Raw genomic sequence first — 25,602 nt, 5'->3', positions numbered from 1 at the left:
GATGGGGCGGTGTTATTAGCCGGGACGTGGGATAGGCGCTGCCTTGCCCACGGCGCGCAGAACTAGTTTAAGGAAGATTTGTGACTGAAACAGCTGTTCAGGCGGTACGTCTTTTTACCAGCGAATCCGTGACAGAAGGTCACCCGGATAAGATTTGTGACGCTATCTCGGACGCCATTCTTGACGCCCTCCTTAAGGAAGACCCAAACGCACACGTCGCCGTGGAGACTCTTGTCACCACGGGTCAAGTTCACGTTGTGGGTGAGGTGCGTACCTCCGGGTATGTGGAGATCCCGCAGATTGTACGCAAGACCCTCGTGGAGATCGGGTTTACCTCCTCCGACGTGGGATTTGACGGCCACACTTGTGGAGTCAACGTAGCCATTGGTGAGCAATCCCAAGAGATTGGTGCCGGAGTGGACGCCTCAACCGAGGTTCGCTCGGGCCAGTTTGAGGATGACGATCAATATGGCGCTGGCGACCAGGGCCTCATGTTCGGCTACGCAACGAATGAGACTCCAGAATTCATGCCGCTGCCGATCTCTACGGCACACCACCTTTCGCGGCGCCTCACCCAGGTCCGCAAGGAAGGCATCGTTCCTTCCCTGCGCCCAGATGGCAAGACCCAGGTCACCTTTGCATATGACGAGGACGATGTGCCGACTCGCTTAGAGACGATTGTCATCTCCACCCAGCATGATCCGGAGGTGACCCAGGACTGGCTCGCGGAGCAGCTTCGCACCCATGTCGTCGAGTGGGTCGTCAACGATGCGAACCTGAGCAAGTACTACACCGAAGACACCGAGCTCCTCATCAACCCCTCTGGTTCCTTCATTCTTGGCGGGCCAATGGGTGATGCAGGCCTGACTGGGCGCAAGATCATCGTCGATACCTACGGCGGCATGGCTCGCCACGGTGGTGGTGCCTTCTCCGGCAAAGACCCGAGCAAGGTGGACCGCTCAGCCGCCTACGCTATGCGTTGGGTAGCTAAGAACATCGTGGCCGCCGGTCTGGCCGATCGCGCCGAAGTGCAGGTTGCATACGCTATTGGCCGCGCAAAGCCCGTTGGTCTCTATGTCGAAACCTTCGGCACTGCTCAACCCGGTTTGAGCGATGCCGACATTCAGGCTGCGGTGGACAAGGTTTTTGATCTGCGCCCCGCCGCCATTATCCGAGAGCTCAACCTGCAGCGCCCGATCTACCGTCAAACCGCGGCCTACGGTCACTTTGGCCGCACCGATGTTGACCTTCCATGGGAGGACACCTCGCGGGCCGTCGACTTGCGCCGCGCCGCCGGCCTGTAGAATCGGGCGCTATGCCCAAGAAGACACCCGCCGCCCAGCAACCGGTCGCGCGGGTGTTGCCTTTGTTGGGGGTAGCGCACCTGGACCGCGAATTCGACTACCTCATCGATGAATCGGATTCGCAGGCCGCCCAGCCAGGCGTACGCGTGCGCATTCGCTTCAATGGTCGACTGGTCGACGCCATCCTGCTCTCCCGCGCCAGCGATTCCGACTTCGCTGGATCGCTTCGCTATATCGATCGCGTTATTTCCCCCTTTGCGGTGTACTCGCCGGAAATGTCGGCGCTCATCGAATCCCTTGCAGCCCGTTATGGCGGCGTGCGCTCTGATATCATCCGCGCCGCCATCCCGGCGCGTCATGCCAAGGCTGAGGAAGCGGATGTCGATACACCGTGGGAAGAATTAGGTACAGCGGAGCATCCGGATCTCTCTGCGTGGTCCGGGTACCAGCATGGTGAGTCCTTCGTGGACTCGGTGCTGTCGGGCCATATTGCGCGAGCAGCATGGCAGATAGCGCCGGGGGAGGATTGGGCAAGCGCGCTGGCAGCGCTGGGCACCAGTGTGGCGCTCCAAGGCGGCGGCGTGCTCATGGTCGTACCGGACCAGAAGGACCTGGATCAGCTCGAGGAGGCCTTTCGCCGCTACGTCTCTGCCAAACAAATCACGGTGCTCGCGCACAGCACCGGCCCCCAGGCGCGCTATCGCCGCTATCTATCGGCGTTGACGGGTCAAGCTCGAATCGTCATCGGAACTCGCTCCGCCGCCTTCGCCCCGGTCAAGGGCCTCCAATTGGCCGTCCTGCTCAACGATGGCGACGATAGCCTGGTTGACAACCTCAAGCCCTATGTTCACTCCAGGGAAGTGCTGAGCACACGCTCCGCGCAGGAAGGTTGCAGCCTCATCCTCGCCGGCCACGCCCGCACCGCGGAAGCCCAACTGCTCGTTGAATCGGGGTGGGCCCACGATCTTCTCCCCGCCGTGAACACACTGGAAGATAGGCTCCCCGAGATCGTTGCGGTGGGTGCGTATGGCGTCAACGTGGCCCGCCATATGCGGGGAGGCACGACGTCGGTAAGCGGCCCTGCCTTCCAAGCCACGCGGGCAGCCCTCGACCGCGGCGAGCCCGTCCTTGTTCAAGTCCCGCGCAAGGGCTACGCCCCAATCCTCGCCTGCGGGCAGTGCGCATCTCCTGCGCGGTGTCGTCATTGCAACGGTCCCTTAGGCCTGCCTTCCGCTCGCGGTTCGAAGCACGAGTCGACCGATTCTGCGGCGCTGCCCACGTGCCGGTGGTGCGGGCGCGTTGACGCGCATTACCGCTGTCCGGAGTGCGGCTCACCGCGGTTGCGTGCCATCGTGTTGGGCTCCGAGCGCACTGCGGAGGAGATGGGCCGGGCCTTTCCCAATACACGCGTGATTCAATCCGGTGGGCCCACGGTCGTAGATGAAATCCCAGACGCGCCGGCGCTCGTCATCGCTACACCCGGCGCGGAGCCGCGCGTGGCGAAAGGCGGGATGTACGGGGCTGCGCTTCTAGTGGAAACCGGGGCGTTGCTAGGCCGCCAGGATCTGCGCGCCACGGAGGACACGTTGGCCACATGGGCCGCGGCGGCCACCCTCGTAGCACCAGCCAAAGAGGGAGGTGCGGTCATAGTCGCTGCTGACGAACAACTGCCGCTGGTGGATTTCTTTCGCCGGTGGGACATGGTAGGCGCTGCGGCGGCCGAGTTGCAGGCGCGCCGCGAGGTTCGCTTTCCGCCCGCGGTGCATATGGCGGCGATCGACGGGGCCGACGCCTCCCTCGACGCCTTCCTGGAGCTAGCGGAGTTGCCGGAGCATGCGGAGCTTCTCGGACCCGTACCGTTGCCGCCTGGCGTGAGCTTGCCGGGTGAATACGATCATGAGCGCGGCGGCGAACCACAGCGTCTGCTAATTCGAACCCCGCTGGGCCCGAGGTCCCTGCTGGGCCAGGCCTTGCGCACAGCCAATTCCTTGCGCAGCGCTCGCAAGGATGTTTTGCCTCTGCGTATCGCCGTGGATCCGATAAACATCGGTTAACGCTGCGCTCCTTTCCACCCCTGTCGAGCGCCTCCCGCGGAAGGTGAACTATTCTCGGTGCAGGAGCGCGGAGGGCCCTGGGCAGGCAAGGAATGCCAAGGCCGACAACCCCCGCACGACGTGCCACACCGTCAACCACGAGGAGTACCACTATGACCGTGCGAGAGGTTCGTCTCTACGGCGACCCGGTCCTCACCACCAGAGCTGAGGAAATCACCGAGTTCGGGCCATCATTGGAACGCTTGGCTCAGGACATGCTGGAGACAATGGAAGCCGCAGGGGGAGTAGGTTTAGCGGCCAACCAGATCGGTGTGACCAAGCGCATCTTTGTCTTCGATTGCTCGCATTATCAGCATGGTTTGCGCGGTGCCGTCATTAACCCGGTATGGGAAGCGGTGGGCCAGGACATGCAGTTGGGGACCGAAGGTTGCTTGTCCATTCCCGGCATTTCGCAGCCCACTGAGCGCTTTTCTACCGTACGTCTGCGCGGATTCGACCCACACGGCCGCCCGATATCCATGCTTGCCTCTGGGCTGATGGCGCGTTGTATCCAACACGAGACGGACCACTTGGACGGGCTCTTGTTCTTGCAGCGTCTGAGCGATGAATTGCGGAAGGACTCTATGAAAACCATCCGCCAATCGGAGTGGTTCAACACATAGCCGTAGCCCTGCTTAATCAGCAGTACAGCAGATTCATTTTTGAACATTAGATTTAGAAACTCTCACACGAGAAAGGCATGCTCTAGCAGTGCGTATTGTTTTTGCCGGAACACCGGAGCCCGCAGTTGTGGCTTTGGAGAAGCTCATTGACTCACCCCATGAGGTGGCCGCAGTCATTACTCGGCCTGATGCCCGCCGGGGCCGTGGCCGCACCGTTCATCCAAGTCCGGTGAAGGCACTGGCGGAAAAGCACGGTATCGAGGTGCTCACGCCGACCACACTTAAGCCTGGCACCGAGGACGGTGATGCCCTGCGTGCACGACTAGCAGACATTGCTCCCGAGGCTATCCCCGTGGTTGCCTACGGAAACCTGATCACCGAGGACTTGCTGAGCCTTCCGACGCACGGTTGGGTGAACCTTCACTTCTCCCTGCTCCCGGCGTGGCGTGGCGCGGCACCGGTGCAAGCAGCCATTGCGGCTGGGGATTCTCGCACTGGTGCTACGACCTTCCGCATCGACCAAGGCCTGGACACTGGGGACATCCTCGCCACGATCGACGAGGACATCCAAGACACCGATACCGCGGATGACCTATTGACGCGGCTGGCCTATGCCGGTGGCGACCTCCTCGTGCGGACCATGGATGGGTTGGAAGACGGCAGCATCGCGCCGCAGCCGCAGGTAGGTGAAGCCTCTTACGCGCACAAGATCTCTACCGACGATGCCCGCATCGACTGGACTGCGCCCGCCGAGGCCGTTGATCGCCACATTCGCGCGCATACCCCAGGGCCGGGTGCTTGGACCCTGCTGGGGCAGTCACGCTTAAAGCTCGGTCCAGTAGAACCTGTGCCACCCACAGAACTTGAGGACCTTAATGAACATTCCGCGCTTTCCGCATTGCAACCGGGTGAAGTCCACGTGGCCAAGAAGGAAGTGATGGTCGGTACTGGCAGCACCCCGGTTCGTTTGGGAAAGATTCAACCGCCAGGCAAGAAGATGATGAATGCCGCCGACTGGGGCCGCGGGCTTGCGCACCAGTCTTCGCAGTCAGTAGAAGGCGGCGAGGATGAGGTGAAGTTCTCATGAGCGGAGGTTTTAGATCCCGCAGCAAGTCAGGCGATCCTGCAGACCGCGCGCCGCGTGGGAAGCAGCAACGCGGCGGTGCGAAACGCACTGCCAAGGGCAACAGGGAGCGTCGCGGCGGTCAGCGTCACGATACACGGCGCCCAGCGCCGTCGACCTCGGTGGTTTCTGCCGCGCAGCGCTGCGGGGTGGATCGTCCACGCGCGGTGGCTTTCGAAGTATTGCAACGCGTGGATGCAGACGATGCCTTTGCCAACCTCACGCTGCCGAAAGCCGTACGTGCCAATAACCTCAGTGGCCGCGATGCTGCCTTCGCCACCGAGTTAACCTACGGCACGCTGCGGACCGAAGGCGTGCTCGATGCCGTCATCGCCGAGTGCTCCTCTCGTGGCCTCGACGCTATCGCCCCCGACGTGCTCACCGCCCTGCGAATGGGAACCTACCAGGTGCTCTATACCCGCGTTGAGGCACACGCGGCGGTCGATACTACCGTGCGCCTCGTAGAGGCAGCTGGCCAGGACAAGGCTAAAGGTTTTGCCAACGGCATCATGCGCACCATCACCCGTACACCGGCGCAAGCGTGGTTGGATCAGCTTGCTCCCCAAGGCCAGGTGGCTGCTTTGGCCTTCCGCCATGCCCATCCGGAGTGGATTGCCTGCTCCTTCGGCCGTGCCTTGGGTGTGTTGGAATCCGATGGCGCTGGTGTGCTCAGCGCCGATCAGTCGCTTGAGCTGGAGCGCGCACTCGAGGCGGACTCCCAACGCCCCGTTGTGCACTTGGTAGCGCGCCCCGGTGAGATTTCCGCCGAAGAACTCGCCCTGATCACCGGTTGCGAGGAAGGTCGCTATTCTCCCTATGCGGTCTACCTTGAGCACGGGGATCCTGGTTCGCTAGAGCCGGTTCGCCAACGGCTAGCGGCGGTCCAGGACGAAGGTTCGCAGCTCATTGCCCGCGCGGTAACGGAAGCCGAGCTCAGTGGTGAAGACACTGGACGCTGGCTGGATCTGTGCGCCGGACCTGGTGGCAAGGCCGCCCTTATGGGGGCCATCGCCCGAATTGAGGGCGCGACAGTCGATGCCGTTGAAGTCTCCCCGCATCGCGCCACCTTGGTGGAAAAGACGGTGGGGGACCTGCCTGTGCGCGTGCACCAAGCGGACGGCCGAGCACCAGGACTGAAACCAGGCTTCGACCGCGTGCTGGTCGACGCCCCCTGCTCCGGCCTAGGCGCGCTCCGCCGGCGCCCGGAAGCTCGCTGGCGCAAAGCCGAATCGGATATTGCGGAGCTTAACCAGCTGCAAACCGAGCTCCTGGAATCCGCGTTGGAGCTGGTGCGCCCAGGTGGCGTCGTGGTGTACTCGACTTGCTCGCCGGATCTGCGTGAGACCAGGGGCATCGTGGATGCCGCCGTGCAGCGGCACGCAGAGGGAGCAGCGATTCACATCGAAGAACTAAATACGCGCGACGTGCTGCCGGAGATGGGGGACCTTGGCGCCGAGCTGTCCGCGCAGATGTGGCCGCACCGCCATGGCACCGATGCGATGTTTTTCGCGGTCTTGCGCCGAGTAGCGGACTGAGGCTGCGAGAGGGACTAGGCTGAAGGTCATGTCTGCACTCTCGTCTGGTCCCATTATTTCCCCGTCCATCTTGGCCGCCGACTTCACCCGTTTGGGCGAAGAGGTCCGCGCCGTGGCCAACGCGGATTGGATCCACGTTGACATCATGGATGGACACTTCGTCCCGAACCTGTCTTTTGGCCCGGATATCACCGCGACGGTGGACGGGATTACACCCCAGACGCTGGACGTTCACCTCATGATTGAGGAACCCGAGAAGTGGGTAGAAACCTACGCCAAGGCCGGCGCCGATTGCATCATCTTCCACGTCGAGGCCGTTGCCGACAAGGACGCGGCCATCGCCCTGGCGCGCACAATCCAGGATTTAGGTGTACGCGCGGGCTTTTCCATTAAGCCTGGCACGCCGATCGAGCCTTGGCTGGACGCCCTCGAGCACTTCGACGAAGTGCTCGTTATGTCAGTTGAGCCGGGCTTTGGCGGTCAGAGCTTCATGCCGGATCAGCTGGACAAGGTGCGCGCCTTGCGCGCGGCCATCGACGAGCGCGGTCTGGACGTCCTCATCGAGATTGACGGTGGCATTTCCGCTGAAACGATTCGCTCCGCCGCCGAGGCGGGCTGCGATGCTTTCGTCGCAGGTTCCGCCATCTACAAACAAGCAGACAAGACAGCGGCCGTCGACGAGCTGCGTAGCTTGGCGACGCTGTGATCCCACACCTAGACTCAGCGGTTCTCACGCGGGCGCTGCGTGTGGCCATGGAGGCCGGCGATAAGGTGCGCGGCACGACGAGCCCAAACCCGCCTGTAGGAGCGGTCGTACTTGATGCCGCCGGCCGCGTCGCCGGTGTCGGCGCAACCCAGCCTCCGGGCGGTCCGCATGCCGAAGTCATGGCGTTACGCGATGCGGGCGACAAGGCGCGCGGCGGCACCGCGGTCGTGACCTTGGAACCCTGTAACCACACCGGACGTACAGGGCCCTGTGCGCAGGCGCTAATCGATGCCTCTGTGGCCGCCGTTTACTTCCTCCACCCAGACCCCACCCCGGAGGCCGGCGGCGGCGCGGCCACATTGCGCGGCGCCGGCATTACCGTGGGGCAGATTGAGGCGCCGGAAGACGTGAGCGATGCACTCGCCGGGTGGTTGGGTGCGGTGCGTTTGGGCAGGCCGCACGTTACGCTCAAGTTTGCCCAAAGCCTCGACGGGTTCACCGCTGCAGTGGATGGCAGCAGCCAATGGATTACCGGGGAGCAGGCTCGCGAGCATGTGCACCGCGACCGGGCACAAAGGGATGCCATCCTCATCGGCACGGGCACCGCGCTGGCAGATAACCCGTCGTTGACGGCACGTTACCCGGACGGCTCCTTGCGTAAAACGCAGCCGCGGCGCGTCGTCATCGGCTCCCGGGACGTGGAGCAAGGCAGTAATCTGGCAAAGCTAGGTTTCGAGCACTATGCCACCCCGCAGGAGGCGCTAGCCGAGCTATACGCCACCGGCGCGCGCGACATTCTCGTCGAAGGCGGCGCTGGACTCGCGACGAGCTTTATGGAACTGGGCAGCGTGGATTGCATTCAGGCATACATCGGCAACGTCATCCTTGGCCAGGGCAGAGGAGTACTCACTCGGGCTGTGGCCTCGAACTTGGCGCTGGCTCCGAGGTGGCAGCGCGCAGCGGTTACCGAGCTTGGCGCCGACCTGCTCGTGGAATACCGGAAGAACGAGAAGTAGGAAAGGGGAGTACGGACTATGTTTACCGGACTCGTAGAAGAAATCGGGCACGTCGATAGCGTGGAACCGCAGGGCGATGCAGTCCGTTTGGGCATCGCGGCATCCACCGTGCTGAGAGATGCGCAGTTGGGTGATTCCATCGCTGTCAACGGCGTCTGCCTGACAGTAGCCGAGCTGGGAGAAGGAACCTTCATCGCAGACGTTATGAAGGAATCCTTGAACCGCAGCTCCCTCGGCGAACTCGAGGTGGGATCGCCGGTCAACCTCGAGCGGGCGGTGCTCCCAACGACTCGTTTGGGTGGCCACATCGTGCAGGGCCATGTCGACGGCACCGGCACGCTGCTTTCCCGTACCCCCTCGGAGCACTGGGAGGTGTTGCGTTTTAGCCTGCCGCGGGAGCTCGCCCGATACGTCGTGGAGAAGGGATCCATCGCCGTCCAAGGAACGTCCCTGACGGTGTCCGCGGTGTCGGCGGATGAAGATAAACCTGGCGCGGATGGCTTTTTTGAGGTCTCTCTCATTCCCACCACATTGCGCGATACCGTGTTTGGTGCGATGGCGCCCGGCGCCCGCGTAAACCTCGAGGTAGACGTGGTTGCAAAGTATGTTGAGAAAATGGTTCACCCTAACGCCCACGCCGCGGGCGCAGAGGGATAGAGTTAGTCCTTATGAGCGCTGCAGATTCAGCATTTAGTTTAGATAGCGTCGAGCAAGCCATCGCCGACATCGCGGCCGGCAAGGCCGTCGTCGTCGTGGACAATGAAGATCGGGAAAACGAAGGTGATCTCATCTTCGCCGCCGAGCTCGCCACCCCGGAACTCGTGGCTTTCATGGTGCGTTATAGCTCCGGATATATTTGTGCACCTTTGCTCCCAGAGGACTGCAAGCGCCTGAACTTGCCCCCGATGATGGCGGTTAACCAGGACGTGCGGCAGACCGCCTACACCGTCACCGTGGACCTGGCTAATGGCTCCACTGGCATCTCCGCTACCTCGCGCTGTGAGACCATCCGCAAGTTGGCTGATCCCTCCTCCGAGCCGTCGCAGTTTACGCGCCCGGGCCATGTCGTCCCGCTGGCTGCCCGCCCGAATGGTGTGCTCGAGCGTGATGGCCACACGGAAGCCGCGATCGATCTGGCACGGTTGGCGGGGCTCCGCCCGGCCGGCGTGCTCTGTGAGATCGTTTCCGAAAAAGACCCCACGGATATGGCTCGCTCGCCGGAGCTGCGCCGCTTTGCCGACGCCCATGGGCTCACGATGATCTCCATCGAGCAGCTCATCGAATGGCGCCGCCACAATGAGCAACAGGTTCACCGCGAGGTAGAAACCCGCCTGCCCACCGAGTACGGCGAGTTTCGCGCGGTGGGCTATGTGAATGGCGTCGACAAGCGCGAGCACATTGCCCTCTTCGTCGGTGACGTGGAGAGCTATTCCGGTGCGGAAGACGTACCTGTCCGCGTGCACTCTGAGTGCCTGACCGGTGATGTCTTCGCATCTGAGCGCTGCGACTGCGGCCCGCAGCTGCAGGAATCCCTCCGCGCGGTCCAAGCGGCCGGGCGTGGCATTGTCATCTACCTGCGCGGGCAGGAAGGGCGTGGCATTGGCTTGGTGAACAAGCTCAAGGCCTATCGCTTGCAAGATGACGGGATGGACACCGTCGACGCCAACGTGGAACAGGGGCTGCCTGAAGACGCCCGCGAGTACTCCGTTGCCGGGCAAATCCTACGCGATGTGGGCGTGAAATCCGTCAACCTCTTGACCAACAACCCTCACAAGGGTGAAGGGCTACAGGGCTTCGGCATTGACGCCACCGCCCGCACCGGTCTGGCTACACCTGCCACGGCGGAAAACATTAGCTATCTGCGCACGAAGCGCGACAGGATGGGCCACGACCTGCCACAGGTGGCCGAATGGGATCTCAAACACTCCTAGAGCATTAAGACCAAACACTGGAACAAAACAAAGGAGCACACCGTGAGCAAGGAAGGCCTGCCAACCCCGAACAATGTCTCGGGAGAGGGACTGCGCGTCGCCGTAGTCACCGCCACGTGGAACGCCGAGATCTGCGATCAGCTACACCGCCGCGCGCTTGAGACCGCCGAGGCCGCTGGCGCTGAGGTCACTCCGTTGCGCGTCGTCGGCGCCCTAGAGCTGCCCGTCGTGGTCCAGGCTGCAGCGCGCACCCACGATGCTGTCGTGGCGCTGGGCTGTGTCGTCCGCGGCGGCACTCCGCACTTTGACTACGTGTGTGATTCGGTCACTCAGGGGTTGACGCGGATTGCTCTCGACGAGTCGACGCCCGTGGGAAATGGTGTCCTGACGGTGAACGACTATGAGCAAGCTGTCGATCGCGCCGGATTTGAGAACTCTTCAGAAGATAAAGGCGCGGAGGCTATGCATGCAGCTTTAGAAACCGTGCATACGTTGCGTACACTGAACGAGTCGACCCTAAAGTAGGCTGCCAAGCGCAACCACGGCGATCTGCATACCGCGCAGGCCCGTGGCCTTTCTTAGCGGAGTGATGAGGAGAAGGAAACTCGATGACGGATCCACAGGTGCCTTCGGCGCACGAAGAGCGTGCGCGGTCAGCCCGCGCTGGCAAGGCCTCCCAATCCTCGCAGCCGGGGGCGCCCGCTGCGTCTGGGGGTTCCTCGAGCGTGAGCGATGAGCAGGTGCGGGCTTATACCAGCGCCGATCCCTTCGCCCAGACTTCATCCAAGCCCTGGGAGTATGAGACAACCTCGCCCTACCTGCGCAAGGTGGCAATCATCTGGATCATCCTTGTGATGGCAGCGCACCTGTTTATGGGCTTCACGGTTGGCTTGTCCTTTACCGGCGCGACTGTGACAACGATTGATAAGTTTGCCTTCCCCGGCGTCGGCGTGATTATCTCCATCCTGTCTTGGTTGGCGCTGACGCGTCCGCGGCTGCGCGCGAACTCCGATGGCGTAGAGATCCGCAACATTGTGGGAACCCGCTTCTACCCGTGGCAGGTCATCTATGGCCTGTCCTTTCCCGAAGGCTCGCGCATGGCACGCATCGAACTTCCTGACTTTGAATATGTTCCGGTGTGGGCCCTGCAATCGGGCGATAAGCAGGACATTATCACCAAGGTCCGCTCTTTCCGTGACTTGGAAGCCCGCTACATGCCGCAGGATGACTAGTGGCTGATCCCTCTGAGTACCGCCCTGCGCCCGGAAGCATCCCCACGGATCCGGGCGTTTATAAGTTCCGCGATGACAATCGCCGCGTCATCTATGTGGGCAAAGCAAAGAATTTGCGGGCGCGGCTATCGAACTATTTTCAAGACATCACGCAACTGCACCCGCGGACCCGCCAAATGGTCCTCACTGCGGCTTCGGTGGAATGGACCGTGGTGGCCAGCGAGGTGGAAGCGCTGCAGCTGGAGTACACGTGGATTAAGCGCTTCGATCCACGCTTCAACGTCATGTACCGCGATGACAAAACGTATCCGATGCTTGCGGTATCTGTGGGGGAGACCATCCCGCGAGCGTTTTTCTACCGCGGCCCACGCCGTAAAGGTGTGCGCTACTTTGGCCCCTATTCCCACGCCTGGGCAGTGCGTGAATCGCTTGACCTGCTGACGCGAATTTTCCCTATGCGCACGTGTGCCAAAGGGGTATTCAACCGCCATGAGCGCTTGGGGCGGCCTTGTTTGTTGGGGTATATCGGAAAATGCGATGCCCCCTGCATTGGCAGGGTGAGCGCCGAGGAACACCGTGAGACGGTGAACCAGCTGCTGAGCTTCATGAACGGCAATACTGGTCCTGTGCGCAAGCGACTAACCCAGCGAATGGAGGAAGCCTCAGAGAACCTCGAGTTCGAGCTGGCTGCCCGCCTGCGCGACGATCTCGGCGCGATTGACAAGCTCATGGAGCAACAGGCTGTGGTGCTTTCCGACGGCACCGACGCCGACCTCATCGCGTTTAGCTCCGACGAGTTGGAGGCAGCAGTTCAGATCTTTCACGTGCGCGCGGGGCGCATCCGCGGCCAGCGAGGCTGGGTGGTGGAACGCTCCGGTGACCAAGCCATCACGGAGCCAATCGAGGAAGGACAGCCTGATCCGGGGCTTCCGGCGCTCATCCAGAATTTCTTAATCCAGTTCTATTCGGATGCCGTGGAGCGCCAGCGCCAGGAGGCCGCGGAAGACGCCAAGCTGGAGCGCAGGGGAGTAGACCAGGAATCCCATACCGCGGTTCATCGGGGAAACGCCATCCCTCGTGAGATCTTGGTCCAAACGCTGCCGGACGAAGCCGATGAGGTGAAGATAGTTCTGGAGGACCTGCGGGGCGCGCAGATTGACTTGCGGGTTCCGCAACGCGGTGACAAGCGTGCCTTGATGGAGACCGTCGAGCGCAATGCGAAGGAGCAGCTGCGGCAGCACAAACTCAAGCGAGTCGGAGACCTTACTGCCCGATCCGCAGCCCTGCAGGAGCTGCAGGAAGCGTTAGACATGGATTCCGCGCCGCTGCGCATCGAGTGCACGGATATCTCGCACATTCAGGGCACCGATGTCGTGGCCTCCCTGGTGGTTTTCGAGGATGGGCTACCGCGCAAGTCCGATTACCGCCGCTACCGCATCAAGGAGGCGGCGGGCGATGGCCGCTCCAACGACGTGGGGTCTATCGCTGAGGTGACTCGGCGCCGCTTCAAGCACCACCACGAGGACAAACGAGCGGTTCCGGACGAGGAGCTGGAGAACACCACCTTCGCTGAAGAAATGGTCCGCGAGGAGGCTGCGAGCCAGACCAAACGCAGCTCCTACCCGCCGCAATTGTTCATCGTCGACGGTGGCGCACCGCAGGTGGCGGCGGCGCAGGCGGTCTTCGACGAGCTCGGCATCGTCGATGTGACACTCATCGGCCTGGCCAAGCGCCTGGAAGAAGTGTGGGTCCCGGGCGATGATGAGCCGGTGATTCTGCCGCGTAATTCGCAGGCGCTATTTCTTCTTCAGCACCTCCGCGATGAGGCGCACCGCGTAGCTATTACGTACCACCGACAGCAGCGGTCGAAGCGGATGCGCTCGTCCGTACTCGATGCGGTACCGGGATTGGGGCCGCAGCGGCGCACCGATCTGGTGAAGCACTTCGGCTCAGTGAAGAAGCTCAAAGAGGCCAGCGTGGAGGAGATTGCTGCGGTGAAGGGGTTTGGCCCGAAGCTGGCGCAGACGGTATTTGAGCATCTCCAGGATTCCTAAGCAGGATTCCCTCCTTGCCTCGTGAACAGATGGTAAGAATGGAAGTCATGACGCTGTTAGACTCCCCACCCATTTTGATCACGGGCATGTCAGGCGGTGGCCTGACGTCGGCGGCTAAAGTGCTGGAGGATAAGGGCTATTACGTAGCCCACAACATTCCGCCGAAGTCTATCGTCGACCTACTGAGGCTGTGCGCTCGGCCCGATTCCCCGGTGACAAAGATTGCCGCGGTGACCGATGTACGTTCCCGAATGTTTCCGGGTTCTTTAGCGGAAACCTTGGAGGAACTCGAAAAGCTGGATATGAAGCCCACCCTGCTCTTCCTCGATGCGCGCGATGATGTGCTCATCCGTCGCTTCGATTCGGTGCGGCGTACCCACCCGATGCAGGAGGGTGAAACCCTCAAAGCAGGCATCCAACGAGAGCGCGCAGCGGTGCAATCAATTCGCGAGCGCGCGGACATCATCATCGATACGACCAACCTGTCCGTCCATGATCTGCGGCGCGCTATCGAAGCATCCTTCGGCGAAATGGGTCATGAGAAGCAACACGTCACGCTTGAGTCCTTCGGCTTCAAGCATGGCTCCCCGCGTGACGCGGACCTTGTCGTTGATGTTCGCTTTCTTCCCAATCCCTATTGGGTACCTGAGCTGCGGGGGTACCGTGGCACCGACGAGCCGGTTGCAGATTATGTCTTGTCTCAAGAGGCGGCTGAGCCCTTTATCGAGCGGTTCATCACCATGTTTGACTCGATGCTCACCGGCTACCGCCATGAGGGGAAGAACTTCATCACCGTGGGTATCGGTTGTACCGGTGGACACCATCGCTCCGTGGCCGTTACGGAAGAAATTGCCCGCCGCCTCAGGGAACGCGGTGAGCTCGATGTGAGCACGTTGCACCGAGATATTTCTCGCGATTAGGTGCGATACGATACATATTCATTCCCTACCTGAATAGTTGAAAGCTAGTGTTCCCGTGACGACTCTCCCTATCCACATGGCTAGCCTGGGCGGCGGCCATGGGCTGTATCAAACTCTGCTGGCCGCACGCCGTACGGGCGCAGAGACAATCTCCGCCATCGTCACCGTGGCCGATGATGGCGGTTCCTCCGGCCGCTTACGCCGTGAGATGGATATAATCCCGCCTGGTGATTTGCGCATGGCCCTTGCCGCTCTGTCGAGCGATTCGGACGAAGGGCAGCTGTGGGCTTCTACTTTGCAGCATCGATTCCAGAGCACTGGTGCCATGGCCGGGCACGCTGTGGGCAATCTCCTTATCGCCGGTCTCAACGAGGTGTTGGGGGACTTCCAGGCGGCGCTCGATGCCGTTGCGCGTTTGACGGAGTCGGCCGGACGGGTGCTGCCGGCCGTAAATCTACCGCTCGAGATTGAGGCGGATGTTTCCGGGCTTGACGACGACCCCCGTATCATGCGCTCCGTGCGCGGCCAGGTGGCCGTTGCCTCAACTGTGGGGCAGGTGCGCCGCGTGCGCATCATCCCGGAGAAGCCGGAAGCTAACCCGGAAACGATCGCTGCGCTGCACGACGCGGATTTGATCACCTTGGGCCCCGGCTCGTGGTTTAGCTCCGTGCTCCCGCACGTTCTCGTTCCAGACATCGTCAACGCTATAACGTCGTCGGATGCCCTTCGCGTGGTGGTGCTCAATCTTTCCGCCGAACCAGGGGAGACCCAGGGGTTTTCTGCGGAGCGCCACCTGCACGTGCTAGCGCAGCATGCGCCAAACCTGCGGGTCGACAAAGTCATCGTCGACGGCACCGGTCTCCCCAATGAATCGGAGCGAGTCTTTGTGCAGCGCGCTGCTAGTGTGCTCGGCGCCAGCGCAGTATTTCGGGATGTCTGTCAGACGGACGCTGACGGGAACTCGCTGAACAAACACTGTCCAGACAAGCTAGCGCAAGTTCTCACCGAACTGTATTCCGAGTACGCTGCCGAACGTGGGGCGACGGCGGGTGCCCCGGGCACTCATCGGGGCTAGGCGCACGATAGACTATGGGGCATTCATTGTTCACTGCTACGTCATAGCGCACAAGCGCGGCGCGACGCGTTGCGTGCCTTCCAGAGTGAGGTCAGGTTGCGTCGTACTGCGCTACTGCCGACGTTCGCGGTGCACTGTGTCAAGAGTCGAAAGGGGAGGCACGAGGTGTCTGCGTCGTTGACCGAGCAGGTCAAGGAAGAGCTTACGGCGGTGTCCGTACCGCGCCAGTCCGCTCGTGCGGCGGAGGTTGCCGCAATTCTCAGGTTTGCCGGTGACCTCCACACCACCGGGGATCGAGTGAGGTACGAGGTCGAATTGGAATCCCAGAGCGTGGCCAATCGTTTGGTCACTGCGCTCGATGAGCTGTACTCAATCGCGGCGAGCACCCATGTGGCGGGTCCCGCTGCATCCTCTAAGAAGAGTAGAGTGCAAGTGCGAATCACCTCTGGGGCCAAGGAGCTTACGAGGCGGCTGGGTTTGGTAACTCGTTCCGGACACCCCGTGGTGGGCCTGCCACCGCAGGTCATTTCAGGTTCTGTTGCTGATAATGAAGCGGCGTGGCGTGGAGCCTTCTTGGCTCAAGGATCATTGACAGAGCCGGGCCGCTCTTCAGCGCTCGAGGTGACGTGTCCGTGCCAGGAGGCGGCTCTCGCCCTCGTGGGCTGCGCGCGCCGTTTGGGCGTGGTGGCGAAGACCAAGGAAACACGCGGCGCCGACCGCGTCGTGGTGCGCGATGGCGACGCCATTGGCGCGTTGCTGACCCGTATGGGCGCTCAGGAGACTCGCCTGACGTGGGAAAAGAAGCGCATCCAGCGAGAGGCTCACGACACCTCCCGCCGCCTCGACAACTTTGACGATGCCAACTTGCGCCGTTCCGCTCGAGCGGCAGTAACCGCTGCGGCCCGCGTCGAGCGTGCCATGGTGATCTTGGGTGATGACGTGCCGGAGCACTTGGCTGATGCTGGCCGCCTACGTGTGCAGCACCGCGAAGCCTCCTTGGAAGAACTCGGGCGTTTGGCAGATCCGCCGATGACCAAGGACGCGGTGGCTGGACGTATTCGCCGCCTATTGTCCATGGCGGATAAACGCGCCAAGGAACTTGGTGTACCGGATACGACGAAAGCGGTGACTGAGGATCTCTTTGAGGAGTCCTAGAATCCAAACGTCGTAGTCTCCAATCCTTGCCCCAGACAGAGTCGTGAGTGCCCGTTCGGGCACTGAAAGGCTCGTCTGGGGCATTTTTCACGGTTTGGGTGCCCGTACTGTTTTGGGTTAACCCGCTCTTTTCCGGTTAAGTGAGATATCCCACCCTACAATTCCGACACCCAACACAATCCCACATAATCGGGCATTACCGCAGGTGTCTGAACTTTGGTCCCCCACCATCCCCGATAGAAGCCTTAACAGTGTACGCCTCTTTGTGCCGTCATGTGAGAGCTTGCAACAGGAGCTCACATGCTCACTGCGGGAAGCACAATGGGTCGGTACTATCGGCCGTGTTGGGAAAACCACCGAGCACGTCACGGAAGTGGCAGAGCAACGGTTCCGCGGAAGCGGTTTACCGCACTGCCGTTAAAGACAGAGTCTCGGAAGCCCCACAACAGAACTTCACTCGATTATTTGAGGAGACATTACAGTGACCATTCGCGTAGGTATCAACGGATTTGGCCGTATCGGCCGTAACTTCTTCCGTGCAGTTGCACAGGGCAACACCGACCTCGAGGTCGTAGCCGTCAATGACCTGACTGACAACGGCACTCTTGCCAACCTGCTTAAGTACGACTCCGTGCTGGGCCGCTTCGACGGCACCATCGAGCACGACGAGGAGTCCATCACCGTCAACGGTCACCGCATCGCTGTCTCCGCAGAGCGTGACCCGAAGAACCTGAAGTGGTCTGAGCACAACGTTGACATCGTCATCGAGTCCACCGGCTTCTTCACCGACGGTGAGGCTGCCAAGGCTCACATCGAGGCCGGTGCCAAGAAGGTCATCATCTCCGCACCGGGCAAGAACGTTGACGGCACCTTCGTCTACGGCGTCAACTCCGACAAGTACGATGCTGATAAGCACAACGTCATCTCCGCTGCTTCCTGCACCACCAACTGCCTGGCTCCGATGGCAAAGGTCCTCAACGACAAGTTCGGCATTGAGAAGGGCCTCATGACCACCGTTCACTCCTACACCGGTGACCAGCGCCTGCAGGATGCTCCGCACCGCGACCTGCGCCGCGCCCGCGCCGCCGCCGTGAACATGGTTCCGACCTCCACCGGCGCTGCTAAGGCTGTCGCTCTGGTTCTGCCGGAGCTCGAGGGCAAGCTGGACGGCTACGCAATGCGCGTTCCGACCATCACCGGTTCCGCCACCGACCTGACCTTCGAGGCTTCCCGCGAGGTTACCGCCGAGGAGATCAACGCTGCCATCAAGGAAGCTGCTACCGGCGAATTCGGTGAGACCCTGGGCTACACCGAGGACCCGATTGTCTCCACTGACATCATCACCGACCCGCACGGCTGCATCTTCGATGCCGGCATGACCAAGGTCTCCAACGGCAACCTGGTCAAGGTACTCGGCTGGTACGACAACGAGTGGGGCTACACCAACCAGCTCGTCCGCACCACCTCCTTGGTTGCCTCCAAGCTCTAAGGACTCGATTCTTAGAATGAGCACAGTGAACCAAGCTGTGATTGCCTGCGGTAGCACCACAGGTTAGAAAACCGGCCCATGCGCCACGCCTCATGATTACGTGGCGTGCGCTGGGCCGTTATTCGTCTATCCAGAACGCACACGGCGCCCCGAACCCGCCGTGCTAGGCGTTCACCACACTTTCTAATTGAATAGCATTAACCTTTAGCTTGAATACCTACCTTTAAGGAGAACACTATGGCTTTCAAGACTGTGGACGACTTGCTCGCAGAAGGCGTTTCCGGCCGTCACATCCTTGTTCGTTCGGACTTCAACGTTCCGCTCGATGACGAGGGAAACATCACCGACTCTGGCCGTATCACCGCCTCGTTGCCGACTATCAAGGCATTGATCGAAGGCGGAGCCAAGGTCATCCTGTCCGCGCATCTGGGTCGCCCGAAGGGCGAGGTCAACCCGAAGTACTCCCTGGCACCGGTTGCTGAGGCACTGTCTGAGGCCCTGGGCCAGTACGTTGCCCTGGCCGGCGACGTCAGCGGTGAGGATGCCCATGAGCGCGCCAACGGCCTCAATGATGGCGATGTCCTGCTGCTCGAGAATGTTCGCTTCGATCCTCGCGAAACCTCCAAGGACGAGGCCGAGCGTGGGGCCTTTGCCGATGAGCTCGTTGCACTCGCTGCGGATAATGGCGCCTTCGTTTCTGATGGCTTTGGCGTCGTCCACCGCGCACAGGCTTCGGTGTATGACGTCGCCAAGCGCCTGCCTGCCTACGCCGGCAAGCTGGTTCAGAAGGAAGTGGAGACCCTCGCAGCAGTGGCTGAGAAGCCTGAGCACCCGTATGTTGTCGTACTCGGCGGCGCTAAGGTTTCCGACAAGCTCGGTGTGATCGAAGCCCTTGCTGGCAAGGCCGACAAGGTCATCATCGGCGGCGGCATGTGCTACACGCTCCTGGCTGCAAAGGGCTACAACGTTCAGAATTCCCTGCTGCAAGAAGACCAGATCGACAACTGCAAGGAGCTGCTCGAGCGCTTCGGCGACAAGATCGTCCTGCCGGTCGACCTCGTTGCTGCAACCGAGTTCAACGCTGACGCAGAGAACAAGGTCGTTGCACTCGACGGAATTCCGGAGGGCTGGATGTCCCTCGATATTGGACCGGAGTCTGTAAAGAAGTTCGACGAGGTCATCGCTTCCTCCAAGACCGTCTTCTGGAACGGCCCGATGGGCGTGTTCGAGATGGAGGCCTTCTCCAAGGGCACCGCAGGTGTCGCTCAGTCCATCATCGACGCCACCGCGAAGAACGGCTCCTTCACCGTCGTTGGCGGTGGCGACTCCGCAGCCTCCGTCCGCCTCCTCGGCCTCGACGAAGAAGGCTTCTCCCACATTTCCACGGGCGGCGGCGCTTCCTTGGAGTTCCTGGAGGGCAAGGAGCTGCCGGGCGTTAAGGTCCTGGAATCCTAGTCATATACACCGTCAACACAGTCTGATCTAGAAAGGCTAATCATGGCACGTACCCCGCTAATTGCTGGTAACTGGAAGATGAACCTCGACCACAAGGAAGCCATCAGCTCCCTGCAGAAGTTCGCCTTCTCCCTGCCGAAGGACTACTACGAAAAGGTCGACGTGGCCTTCATGGTCCCGTTCACTGATATCCGCACTGTGCAAACGCTTGTCGACGGCGACGACCTCCAGTTCACCTATGGCGCACAGGATATTTCCAAGCACGAGTCTGGCGCCTACACCGGTGAAGTATCCGGCAAGATGCTGTCCGCCTTGGGCTGCTCGTGGGCAGTCGTAGGCCACTCCGAGCGCCGTCAGTACCATGGCGAGACCGACCAGCTCGTTGCGGAAAAGGCTGCAGCGGCACTGGCTAACGGAATCAGCCCGATTGTGTGCGTCGGCGAACCCCTCAACGTGCGCGAGGCTGGCACCCACGTCGACTACGTGGTCACCCAGACGCGCAACTCCCTGCAGGGGCTTGCCGCAGAGGATCTTGCCAAGACCGTCATCGCATACGAGCCCGTGTGGGCAATCGGCACCGGCAAGGTTGCCTCCGCTGATGACGCACAGGAAGTGTGCGCCGCTATCCGTGAGCTCATTCGCGAGCTGGGTGGCGATGAAGTGGCCGAAGGCATCCGCATTCTCTACGGTGGTTCCGTCAAGGTCGACTCCATCGCAGAGATCGTGGGCAAGCCTGATGTAGACGGCGGCCTCGTCGGCGGTGCATCCCTGAAGGGCGAGGAGTTTGCCAAGTTGGCGGCTAACGCTGCACAGGGCGCTTAGTTCTTCCAGCTGATCGCATCTGCACCACTCTGTCGTGGCGGGTCGGAATGGTTTCTGGCCCGCCACGTGGTGTATCATCAAGGTTTATTGCGCCCGTTCGCTGGCGCCCCTTTTCCAGCGTGAAAGTGATGCACACCTTCACGCGCCACACTAACCGTTTGAACGCGTACAACAAGGAACTATTTCATGATCTTGGCACTGGAAATCATCCTCGTGATTGCCGCAATCTTGATGTCTATCTTCGTGCTGCTGCACAAAGGTAAGGGCGGCGGCCTGTCCAGCCTCTTTGGCGGCGGCGTACAGTCCAACCTGTCTGGTTCCACCGTGGTGGAAAAGAACCTCGACCGCTATACCGTGGTCATGGTGGTCATCTGGCTCGCCTGCATCGTAGCCCTGAACCTGCTGCAGGCTTATAGCTAAAGGCCGCTGACGAGCCTCCGGCTCCGGACACGATTAACGCCGCGTGCCTCCTCACGTCGAGGGGGACACGCGGCGTTATAGGTTTTCTCGGCCCGGGCGCACGCGTTGTTAGAGCTTCTGCGCGGCGTCTTCGCTCACGAAAAGCAGGGTCTCTTCCGCTCCCTGGGCGCCAGCGGCCGGCCAGTCTTCTGCGGCAGCGCCAGCAACAAGGTGTGATACCGCCTCGGCTTTTTCTTCTCCGGAGACAAGGAACCAAATGCGCTGGGAGCGGTTGATCGCGGGATAGGTTAGCGTGACACGCTCCGAAGGCGGCTTCGGGGAATCGTGGACAGCGAATGCATAGTCCGAGTCCTCGTAGACTGCCTCCGAATGCGGGAAGAGGGAATTGATATGGCCTTCGTGTCCCATGCCGAGGAGATGCAGATCAAAACCCTCAGGTGCGAATTCACGAATCTCGCCTTCGTAAGCCTGGGCGGCGTGTTCCATGGACACGGCGCCCAAGTCATAGCCGTGGATATGGCGCTCGGGAACGGCGACCTGGCTCAGGAGTGCTTCGCGGGCTTGGCCCTCGTTGGAATCAGGATCACTGACCGGCACGTTGCGCTCGTCGCCGAAGAAGACATGGACTCGCGTCCAGTCCACCGAGAGGGCAGGGAAGTCGGTTCCTTGCTGCTGGGCGGCGTGAGCAAGGCGAGCCAATTCGCGCAAGACACCAATGCCTGCACCGCCACCGGTGAGGACTACGCGGGCTACTCCGTCTTTGTGAAGGCCTCCGCCCGGGGCTTGAACCGCCGCAACCGTCTCAATAAAGGCGAGTGCGGCGGAGGATATGAGCTCATCGATGTCGCTAACGCGGCGAAGCGTGACCATAGTGCAGAAAGATCCTTGTGAATGCTGTGTCTAGGGGTCTAGGGGTCTAGGTGAAAAAGAAAAGTTTACGACTACACACTGTAGTCCACTCGAGCTAAAGCGCGGAGAGAATGGGCGTATGTCTTATCTGCGTCGAGGTGGCGGAGTTCCTCTGAGAGTACTTCCGCTTCGGAACGTACGGTGAGGCTTACGAGGGACTCTGGGGAGCCGGGAACGCTGACCCTGACCGTCTCGGAATCGACAACGGTCACGCTGACATCTGCAGTGGGGCGGCGGAAGACTACCGAGGAGATCGGGAAAGGACCCGCGGTGCAGTCCGAGACGGTGCGGGTGACGGGGACGGAGAGGGCGTCGAGAAGCCAGCCAGCTGCAAAGTCGACTGCAGCGTGGTGCTCAGCACCAGAAATTTCGACGGAAATGACCGGCTCATGGGGGTGACGGTCAAGCGCCGAGGCTACGATGCCACGCCACAGGGTAATAGCGCCCCACGACATGTCGGAATCACCAGGCGTGTAGCCCGAAGACAACACGTGCAGGTCATACTGGTCAACGCCGCTGCCGAAAGCCACGTTCGTAATGCGGCGTTGGGCGAGTGCGCCGATGGGCACCGCGGCTGGTGACGGTGGGCACGCGGTGGGCCACCATGCCACGATTGGGGTATCGGGAAGGAGAAGGGGAGTAACCACGGACTCCGCTTGGTCCGCTAGCGCGCCGTGCAGGTGCATCACGACGATTTCGGAAGCGCCCGCTTCGCCGCCCACGCGCAGTTCGGCGTCGAGCCGCGTCTCTTCCTCCAAGGAACCCGTGGCAATCACGATGACGCGAGAAGGGTGCTCGTGGGAGGCATCACGAACCGAGGCGAGAAGGTTGTCTAGGTCATCGCCTTCCTCAGTCATGACGATGAGGGTGAGGACGCGGCCTGTCGTGAGCGTGTAATGCTCCTGCATCTCCACGAGCTTCTTGGAGATCTTGCGCGTAGTCGTATCGGGCAAGGGGATAATCATTAAGCCATTCCTCCTAGGGACCTACGGACGACGCCAGGAATGTCCCCGGCGGCGCAGCATTTTATCGGCAGACTCCGGTCCCCACGTGCCGGCGCGATATTGCTCCGGCTGACCAATGTTGGACCAGTATTCAATGATGGGATCGAGGATGGACCAAGACAACTCAACCTCTTCATTAGTGGGGAAGAGGGAGGACTCGTCAAGGAGGGCGTCGAGAATCAGGCGCTCATAGGCCTCGGGAGACTCCTCCGTAAAGGCCTCGGCATACGCGAAGTCCATGTTGACATCGCGGACCTCCATCGTGGATCCGGGGACTTTGGAACCAAAACGCATGGTGACGCCTTCGTCTGGCTGCACGCGGATTACCACGGCATTCTGGCCTAGGGCCTCTGCTTGGCCTTGATCAAAAGGCTGGTGGGGAGCTGTCTTAAACACGAGCGCAATTTCAGTCACGCGGCGGCCGAGACGCTTGCCAGTGCGCAGGTAGAAAGGAACGCCCGCCCAGCGGCGGGAATTGACCTCAAGAGTGCAGGCTGCATAGGTTTCCGTCGTGGATTCCGGATCAAAACCCTCTTCCTCCCGGAGGCCTTTGACATATTGCGATCCTTGCCAGCCGGCGGAGTATTGGCCACGCGCAGTGGTCTTGTTCAGCGGATGCACGGCGTTGGTGGCTCGCAGCACCTTAATCTTTTCCGCCTGAAGAGCCTCGGGGTCGAAGGAGGAGGGCTCCTCCATTGCTACGAGAGCAAGCAATTGGAGGAGGTGGTTTTGGATGACGTCGCGCGCGGCGCCGATGCCGTCATAATAGCCGGCACGCCCGCCCAGCCCGATGTCCTCAGCCATCGTGATCTGCACGTGATCGATGTAATGCGCATTCCACATTGGCTCGAAAATCTGGTTGGCAAAGCGCAGGGCCATGATATTTTGGACCGTTTCCTTGCCCAGGTAGTGGTCGATGCGGAAAACCGAGGACTCAGGGAAGACGGCGTTGACAATCTCGTTGAGCTCGCGCGCGGAAGCCTGATCGTGTCCGAATGGCTTTTCAATGATGACGCGGCGCCAGGAATTATCCGTGCTATCGGCCATACCGACGCGCTCAAGCTGGTGGCAAATATCGGAGAAAAACTCCGGAGGTACCGAAAGATAGTAGGCCCAGTTTCCACCCGTGCCGCGGGAGTCATTGAGCTCCGCCAGCCGTGCAGAAAGCTTGTCAAAGCCGGCGTCATCGAAGTTGCCCTGCACAAACTCGATTCCCTTGGCAAGGTGCTCCCACACATGCTCGTTGAAGGTGGTTCGCGCACCTGCTTCGGCGGCCTCGCGGACATAGTCACAGAATGCCTGCTTGTCCCAGTCGCGACGGCCGTAGCCGACCAAAGTAAAACCTGCCGGAAGCAATCCGCGGTTGGCCAAGTCGTAGATGGCGGGGAGGAGCTTCTTGCGCGCCAAGTCACCCGTGACGCCGAAAATCACCATGCCAGAGGGGCCGGCGATGCGTGGCAGGCGCTTATCCTTCGAGTTGCGCAACGGGTTGACCCACGCGCTGCTAGTGCTCACTAAGTGTCCTTTCGGTCTGTGTGAGGTAAGTCCAACAGCCCAGCATAGCGACACGCGCCCCGCCGACCATAGTTGCATGGCCATTTGCGGTGCGCGCGGCGATTGTAGGCGGTCAAGAATTCACGTTCGATTAGGAGAGGCGATCGGTCATGGAGGCAAGCAATTCCTCCCAGGCGTTGACGAACTTGTCGACACCCTCCTTCTCCAACACAGCAAAAACATCGTCGAAGTCGATGCCGACTGCCTTCAGTTGTGACCACACGTTCTCTGCCTGCTCAGCAGAGCCACTGAGAGCGTCGCCGTGCAGGTTGCCCTGTTCGAGAACAGCATCGATGGTTTTTTCCGGCATCGTGTTGACGGTATCTGGGCCAGCTAGCTCGGAGACGTACAGCGTGGCGGGGTAGTCGGGGTTCTTGACGCCCGTCGACGCCCACAGAGGGCGCTGCGGGTGTGCACCAGCCGGCAGGTGTGCGCCTGGCTCCTTGAATTCCTTGAGGAATAGGGCATAGGCACGCTGGGCGTTGGCAACCCCGGCCTTTCCACGCAGTGCGAGGGCCTCCTCAGTGCCGATCAGCTCGAGGCGCTTGTCCACTTCGGTATCCAGGCGGGAGATGAAGAAGGATGCCACGGAATGAATCGTGGAGACGTCCTTTCCAGCCTCGGCAGCGCGTTTGATTCCCTCCTTGTACGCAGCGATGACGTGGGCATAACGCTCTACGGAGAAGATCAGGGTGACGTTGACGGAGATACCTTCCGCAAGCGCCTCGGTGATGGCTGGGAGGGAGCCTTCCGTAGCCGGAATCTTGATCATGAGGTTGGGGCGGTTAACCTTGGTCCACAATTCGCGCGCCTGCTTCAAGGTTGCGTCTGCATCGGCGGAGATGCGTGGATCAACCTCGATGGAGACGCGGCCGTCGCGCCCGCCCGACTTCTCGTAAATCTCAATGAAGATATCGCATGCGTTGCGGACATCGTCGATTGCCAGCGAGTACACTGCCTCATCCGCGGTAGCGGACTTTTCCTTCAGCGCTGCGATTTCGGTGTCATAGGAAGTGCCGGAGGACATTGCCGCGGCAAAGATTGCTGGGTTCGTGGTGACGCCCACGATGGACTTGGTGTCCAAAAGCTCACGAAGATTGCCGGAGTCTAGGCGCTCGCGGGAAAGATCGTCGAGCCAGGTCGACGTCCCGAGGCGAGCCAATTCATCAATATGCGTCATGG

At 61.1% G+C, this 25,602-nt stretch carries 23 protein-coding genes; 19 read left to right on the top strand and 4 right to left on the bottom strand.

The genetic code is table 11. The annotated features are described in order from the left end of the window. The first annotated feature begins 80 nt into the window (after positions 1-80). The 19 genes from metK (at position 81) to secG (ending at position 20,953) form a co-directional block, all read left to right on the top strand. Entirely contained in the window at positions 81-1,304 is a 1,224-nt protein-coding gene (gene metK / locus HMPREF2792_RS08835) for a methionine adenosyltransferase (protein WP_070532969.1), read from the top strand. An 11-nt stretch (positions 1,305-1,315) separates the two neighbouring features. After that, positions 1,316-3,358, top strand: coding sequence for a primosomal protein N' (locus HMPREF2792_RS08830; RefSeq protein ID WP_070532967.1), 2,043 nt, complete (start codon positions 1,316-1,318; stop codon positions 3,356-3,358). A gap of 152 nt (positions 3,359-3,510) precedes the next feature. Then, positions 3,511-4,020 (top strand): peptide deformylase, encoded by a 510-nt coding sequence (def, locus tag HMPREF2792_RS08825; protein WP_070532964.1) that lies wholly within the window; start codon positions 3,511-3,513, stop codon positions 4,018-4,020. A gap of 88 nt (positions 4,021-4,108) precedes the next feature. After that, the gene (gene fmt, locus HMPREF2792_RS08820) at positions 4,109-5,107 is read left to right on the top strand and encodes a methionyl-tRNA formyltransferase (protein ID WP_070532962.1); all 999 of its coding nucleotides are present in this window, start codon (positions 4,109-4,111) and stop codon (positions 5,105-5,107) included. After that, entirely contained in the window at positions 5,104-6,678 is a 1,575-nt protein-coding gene (locus HMPREF2792_RS08815) for an RsmB/NOP family class I SAM-dependent RNA methyltransferase (protein WP_070532960.1), read from the top strand. Before fmt ends, HMPREF2792_RS08815 begins: the two co-directional genes overlap by 4 nt. Positions 6,679-6,706: 28 nt before the next feature. Then, positions 6,707-7,384, top strand: a complete 678-nt coding sequence (gene rpe, locus HMPREF2792_RS08810; RefSeq protein ID WP_070532958.1) for a ribulose-phosphate 3-epimerase — start codon at positions 6,707-6,709, stop codon at positions 7,382-7,384. After that, a complete protein-coding gene (gene ribD, locus HMPREF2792_RS08805) occupies positions 7,381-8,400 on the top strand; it encodes a bifunctional diaminohydroxyphosphoribosylaminopyrimidine deaminase/5-amino-6-(5-phosphoribosylamino)uracil reductase RibD (RefSeq protein WP_083306425.1) in 1,020 nt (339 codons plus the stop codon). The genes rpe and ribD overlap by 4 nt, the downstream gene beginning before the upstream one ends. An 18-nt stretch (positions 8,401-8,418) precedes the next feature. Beyond that, positions 8,419-9,057, top strand: a complete 639-nt coding sequence (locus tag HMPREF2792_RS08800; protein ID WP_070532956.1) for a riboflavin synthase — start codon at positions 8,419-8,421, stop codon at positions 9,055-9,057. Between the two features lie 11 nt (positions 9,058-9,068). Continuing rightward, a complete protein-coding gene (locus tag HMPREF2792_RS08795; RefSeq protein ID WP_070532954.1) occupies positions 9,069-10,331 on the top strand; it encodes a bifunctional 3,4-dihydroxy-2-butanone-4-phosphate synthase/GTP cyclohydrolase II in 1,263 nt (420 codons plus the stop codon). Positions 10,332-10,373: 42 nt separating this feature from the next. Further along, positions 10,374-10,856: a 6,7-dimethyl-8-ribityllumazine synthase gene (ribH, locus tag HMPREF2792_RS08790; protein ID WP_070524305.1), complete on the top strand. Its 483-nt coding sequence runs from the start codon at positions 10,374-10,376 to the stop codon at positions 10,854-10,856. Between the two features lie 83 nt (positions 10,857-10,939). Next, complete coding sequence (locus tag HMPREF2792_RS08785; protein ID WP_070532952.1) at positions 10,940-11,563, top strand: PH domain-containing protein; 624 nt, start codon at positions 10,940-10,942, stop codon at positions 11,561-11,563. Beyond that, positions 11,563-13,617, top strand: coding sequence for an excinuclease ABC subunit UvrC (gene uvrC, locus HMPREF2792_RS08780; RefSeq protein ID WP_070532950.1), 2,055 nt, complete (start codon positions 11,563-11,565; stop codon positions 13,615-13,617). The genes HMPREF2792_RS08785 and uvrC overlap by 1 nt, the downstream gene beginning before the upstream one ends. 38 nt (positions 13,618-13,655) lie before the next feature. Continuing rightward, the gene (gene rapZ / locus HMPREF2792_RS08775) at positions 13,656-14,537 is read left to right on the top strand and encodes an RNase adapter RapZ (protein WP_070532947.1); all 882 of its coding nucleotides are present in this window, start codon (positions 13,656-13,658) and stop codon (positions 14,535-14,537) included. Positions 14,538-14,613: 76 nt separating this feature from the next. Next, positions 14,614-15,612 carry a gluconeogenesis factor YvcK family protein gene (gene yvcK / locus HMPREF2792_RS08770; protein WP_070532943.1) on the top strand — a complete coding sequence of 333 codons (999 nt, stop codon included), beginning with the start codon at positions 14,614-14,616 and terminating at the stop codon, positions 15,610-15,612. Between the two features lie 165 nt (positions 15,613-15,777). After that, positions 15,778-16,767, top strand: coding sequence for a DNA-binding protein WhiA (gene whiA / locus HMPREF2792_RS08765; protein ID WP_070532940.1), 990 nt, complete (start codon positions 15,778-15,780; stop codon positions 16,765-16,767). A 481-nt stretch (positions 16,768-17,248) separates the two neighbouring features. Further along, the gene (gap, locus tag HMPREF2792_RS08760; RefSeq protein ID WP_070532937.1) at positions 17,249-18,256 is read left to right on the top strand and encodes a type I glyceraldehyde-3-phosphate dehydrogenase; all 1,008 of its coding nucleotides are present in this window, start codon (positions 17,249-17,251) and stop codon (positions 18,254-18,256) included. A 237-nt stretch (positions 18,257-18,493) separates the two neighbouring features. Beyond that, a complete protein-coding gene (gene pgk / locus HMPREF2792_RS13325) occupies positions 18,494-19,711 on the top strand; it encodes a phosphoglycerate kinase (protein ID WP_070524292.1) in 1,218 nt (405 codons plus the stop codon). 42 nt (positions 19,712-19,753) lie between these two features. Beyond that, positions 19,754-20,533 carry a triose-phosphate isomerase gene (tpiA, locus tag HMPREF2792_RS13320; protein WP_070532934.1) on the top strand — a complete coding sequence of 260 codons (780 nt, stop codon included), beginning with the start codon at positions 19,754-19,756 and terminating at the stop codon, positions 20,531-20,533. A 186-nt stretch (positions 20,534-20,719) separates the two neighbouring features. After that, the gene (secG, locus tag HMPREF2792_RS08745) at positions 20,720-20,953 is read left to right on the top strand and encodes a preprotein translocase subunit SecG (RefSeq protein ID WP_070524288.1); all 234 of its coding nucleotides are present in this window, start codon (positions 20,720-20,722) and stop codon (positions 20,951-20,953) included. A gap of 108 nt (positions 20,954-21,061) precedes the next feature. Here secG and pgl read toward each other — a convergent pair whose 3' ends face one another. The 4 genes from pgl to tal all read right to left on the bottom strand — a co-directional run bounded on the left by pgl (position 21,062) and on the right by tal (position 25,600). Next, positions 21,062-21,823 carry a 6-phosphogluconolactonase gene (gene pgl, locus HMPREF2792_RS08740; RefSeq protein WP_070524285.1) on the bottom strand — a complete coding sequence of 254 codons (762 nt, stop codon included), beginning with the start codon at positions 21,821-21,823 and terminating at the stop codon, positions 21,062-21,064. A 71-nt stretch (positions 21,824-21,894) separates the two neighbouring features. After that, positions 21,895-22,827, bottom strand: coding sequence for a glucose-6-phosphate dehydrogenase assembly protein OpcA (locus HMPREF2792_RS08735; RefSeq protein ID WP_070532931.1), 933 nt, complete (start codon positions 22,825-22,827; stop codon positions 21,895-21,897). Positions 22,828-22,848: 21 nt separating this feature from the next. Next, positions 22,849-24,381, bottom strand: a complete 1,533-nt coding sequence (gene zwf / locus HMPREF2792_RS08730) for a glucose-6-phosphate dehydrogenase (RefSeq protein ID WP_083299248.1) — start codon at positions 24,379-24,381, stop codon at positions 22,849-22,851. A gap of 130 nt (positions 24,382-24,511) precedes the next feature. Beyond that, positions 24,512-25,600, bottom strand: coding sequence for a transaldolase (gene tal / locus HMPREF2792_RS08725; protein WP_070532929.1), 1,089 nt, complete (start codon positions 25,598-25,600; stop codon positions 24,512-24,514). Positions 25,601-25,602: the final 2 nt, after the last annotated feature.

This window comes from Corynebacterium sp. HMSC068H04, from assembly GCF_001811255.1.
GTDB lineage: Bacteria > Actinomycetota > Actinomycetes > Mycobacteriales > Mycobacteriaceae > Corynebacterium > Corynebacterium hesseae.
The sequence above is the reverse complement of the archived record's forward strand: the minus strand, read 5'-3'. Positions and strand labels throughout refer to the sequence as shown.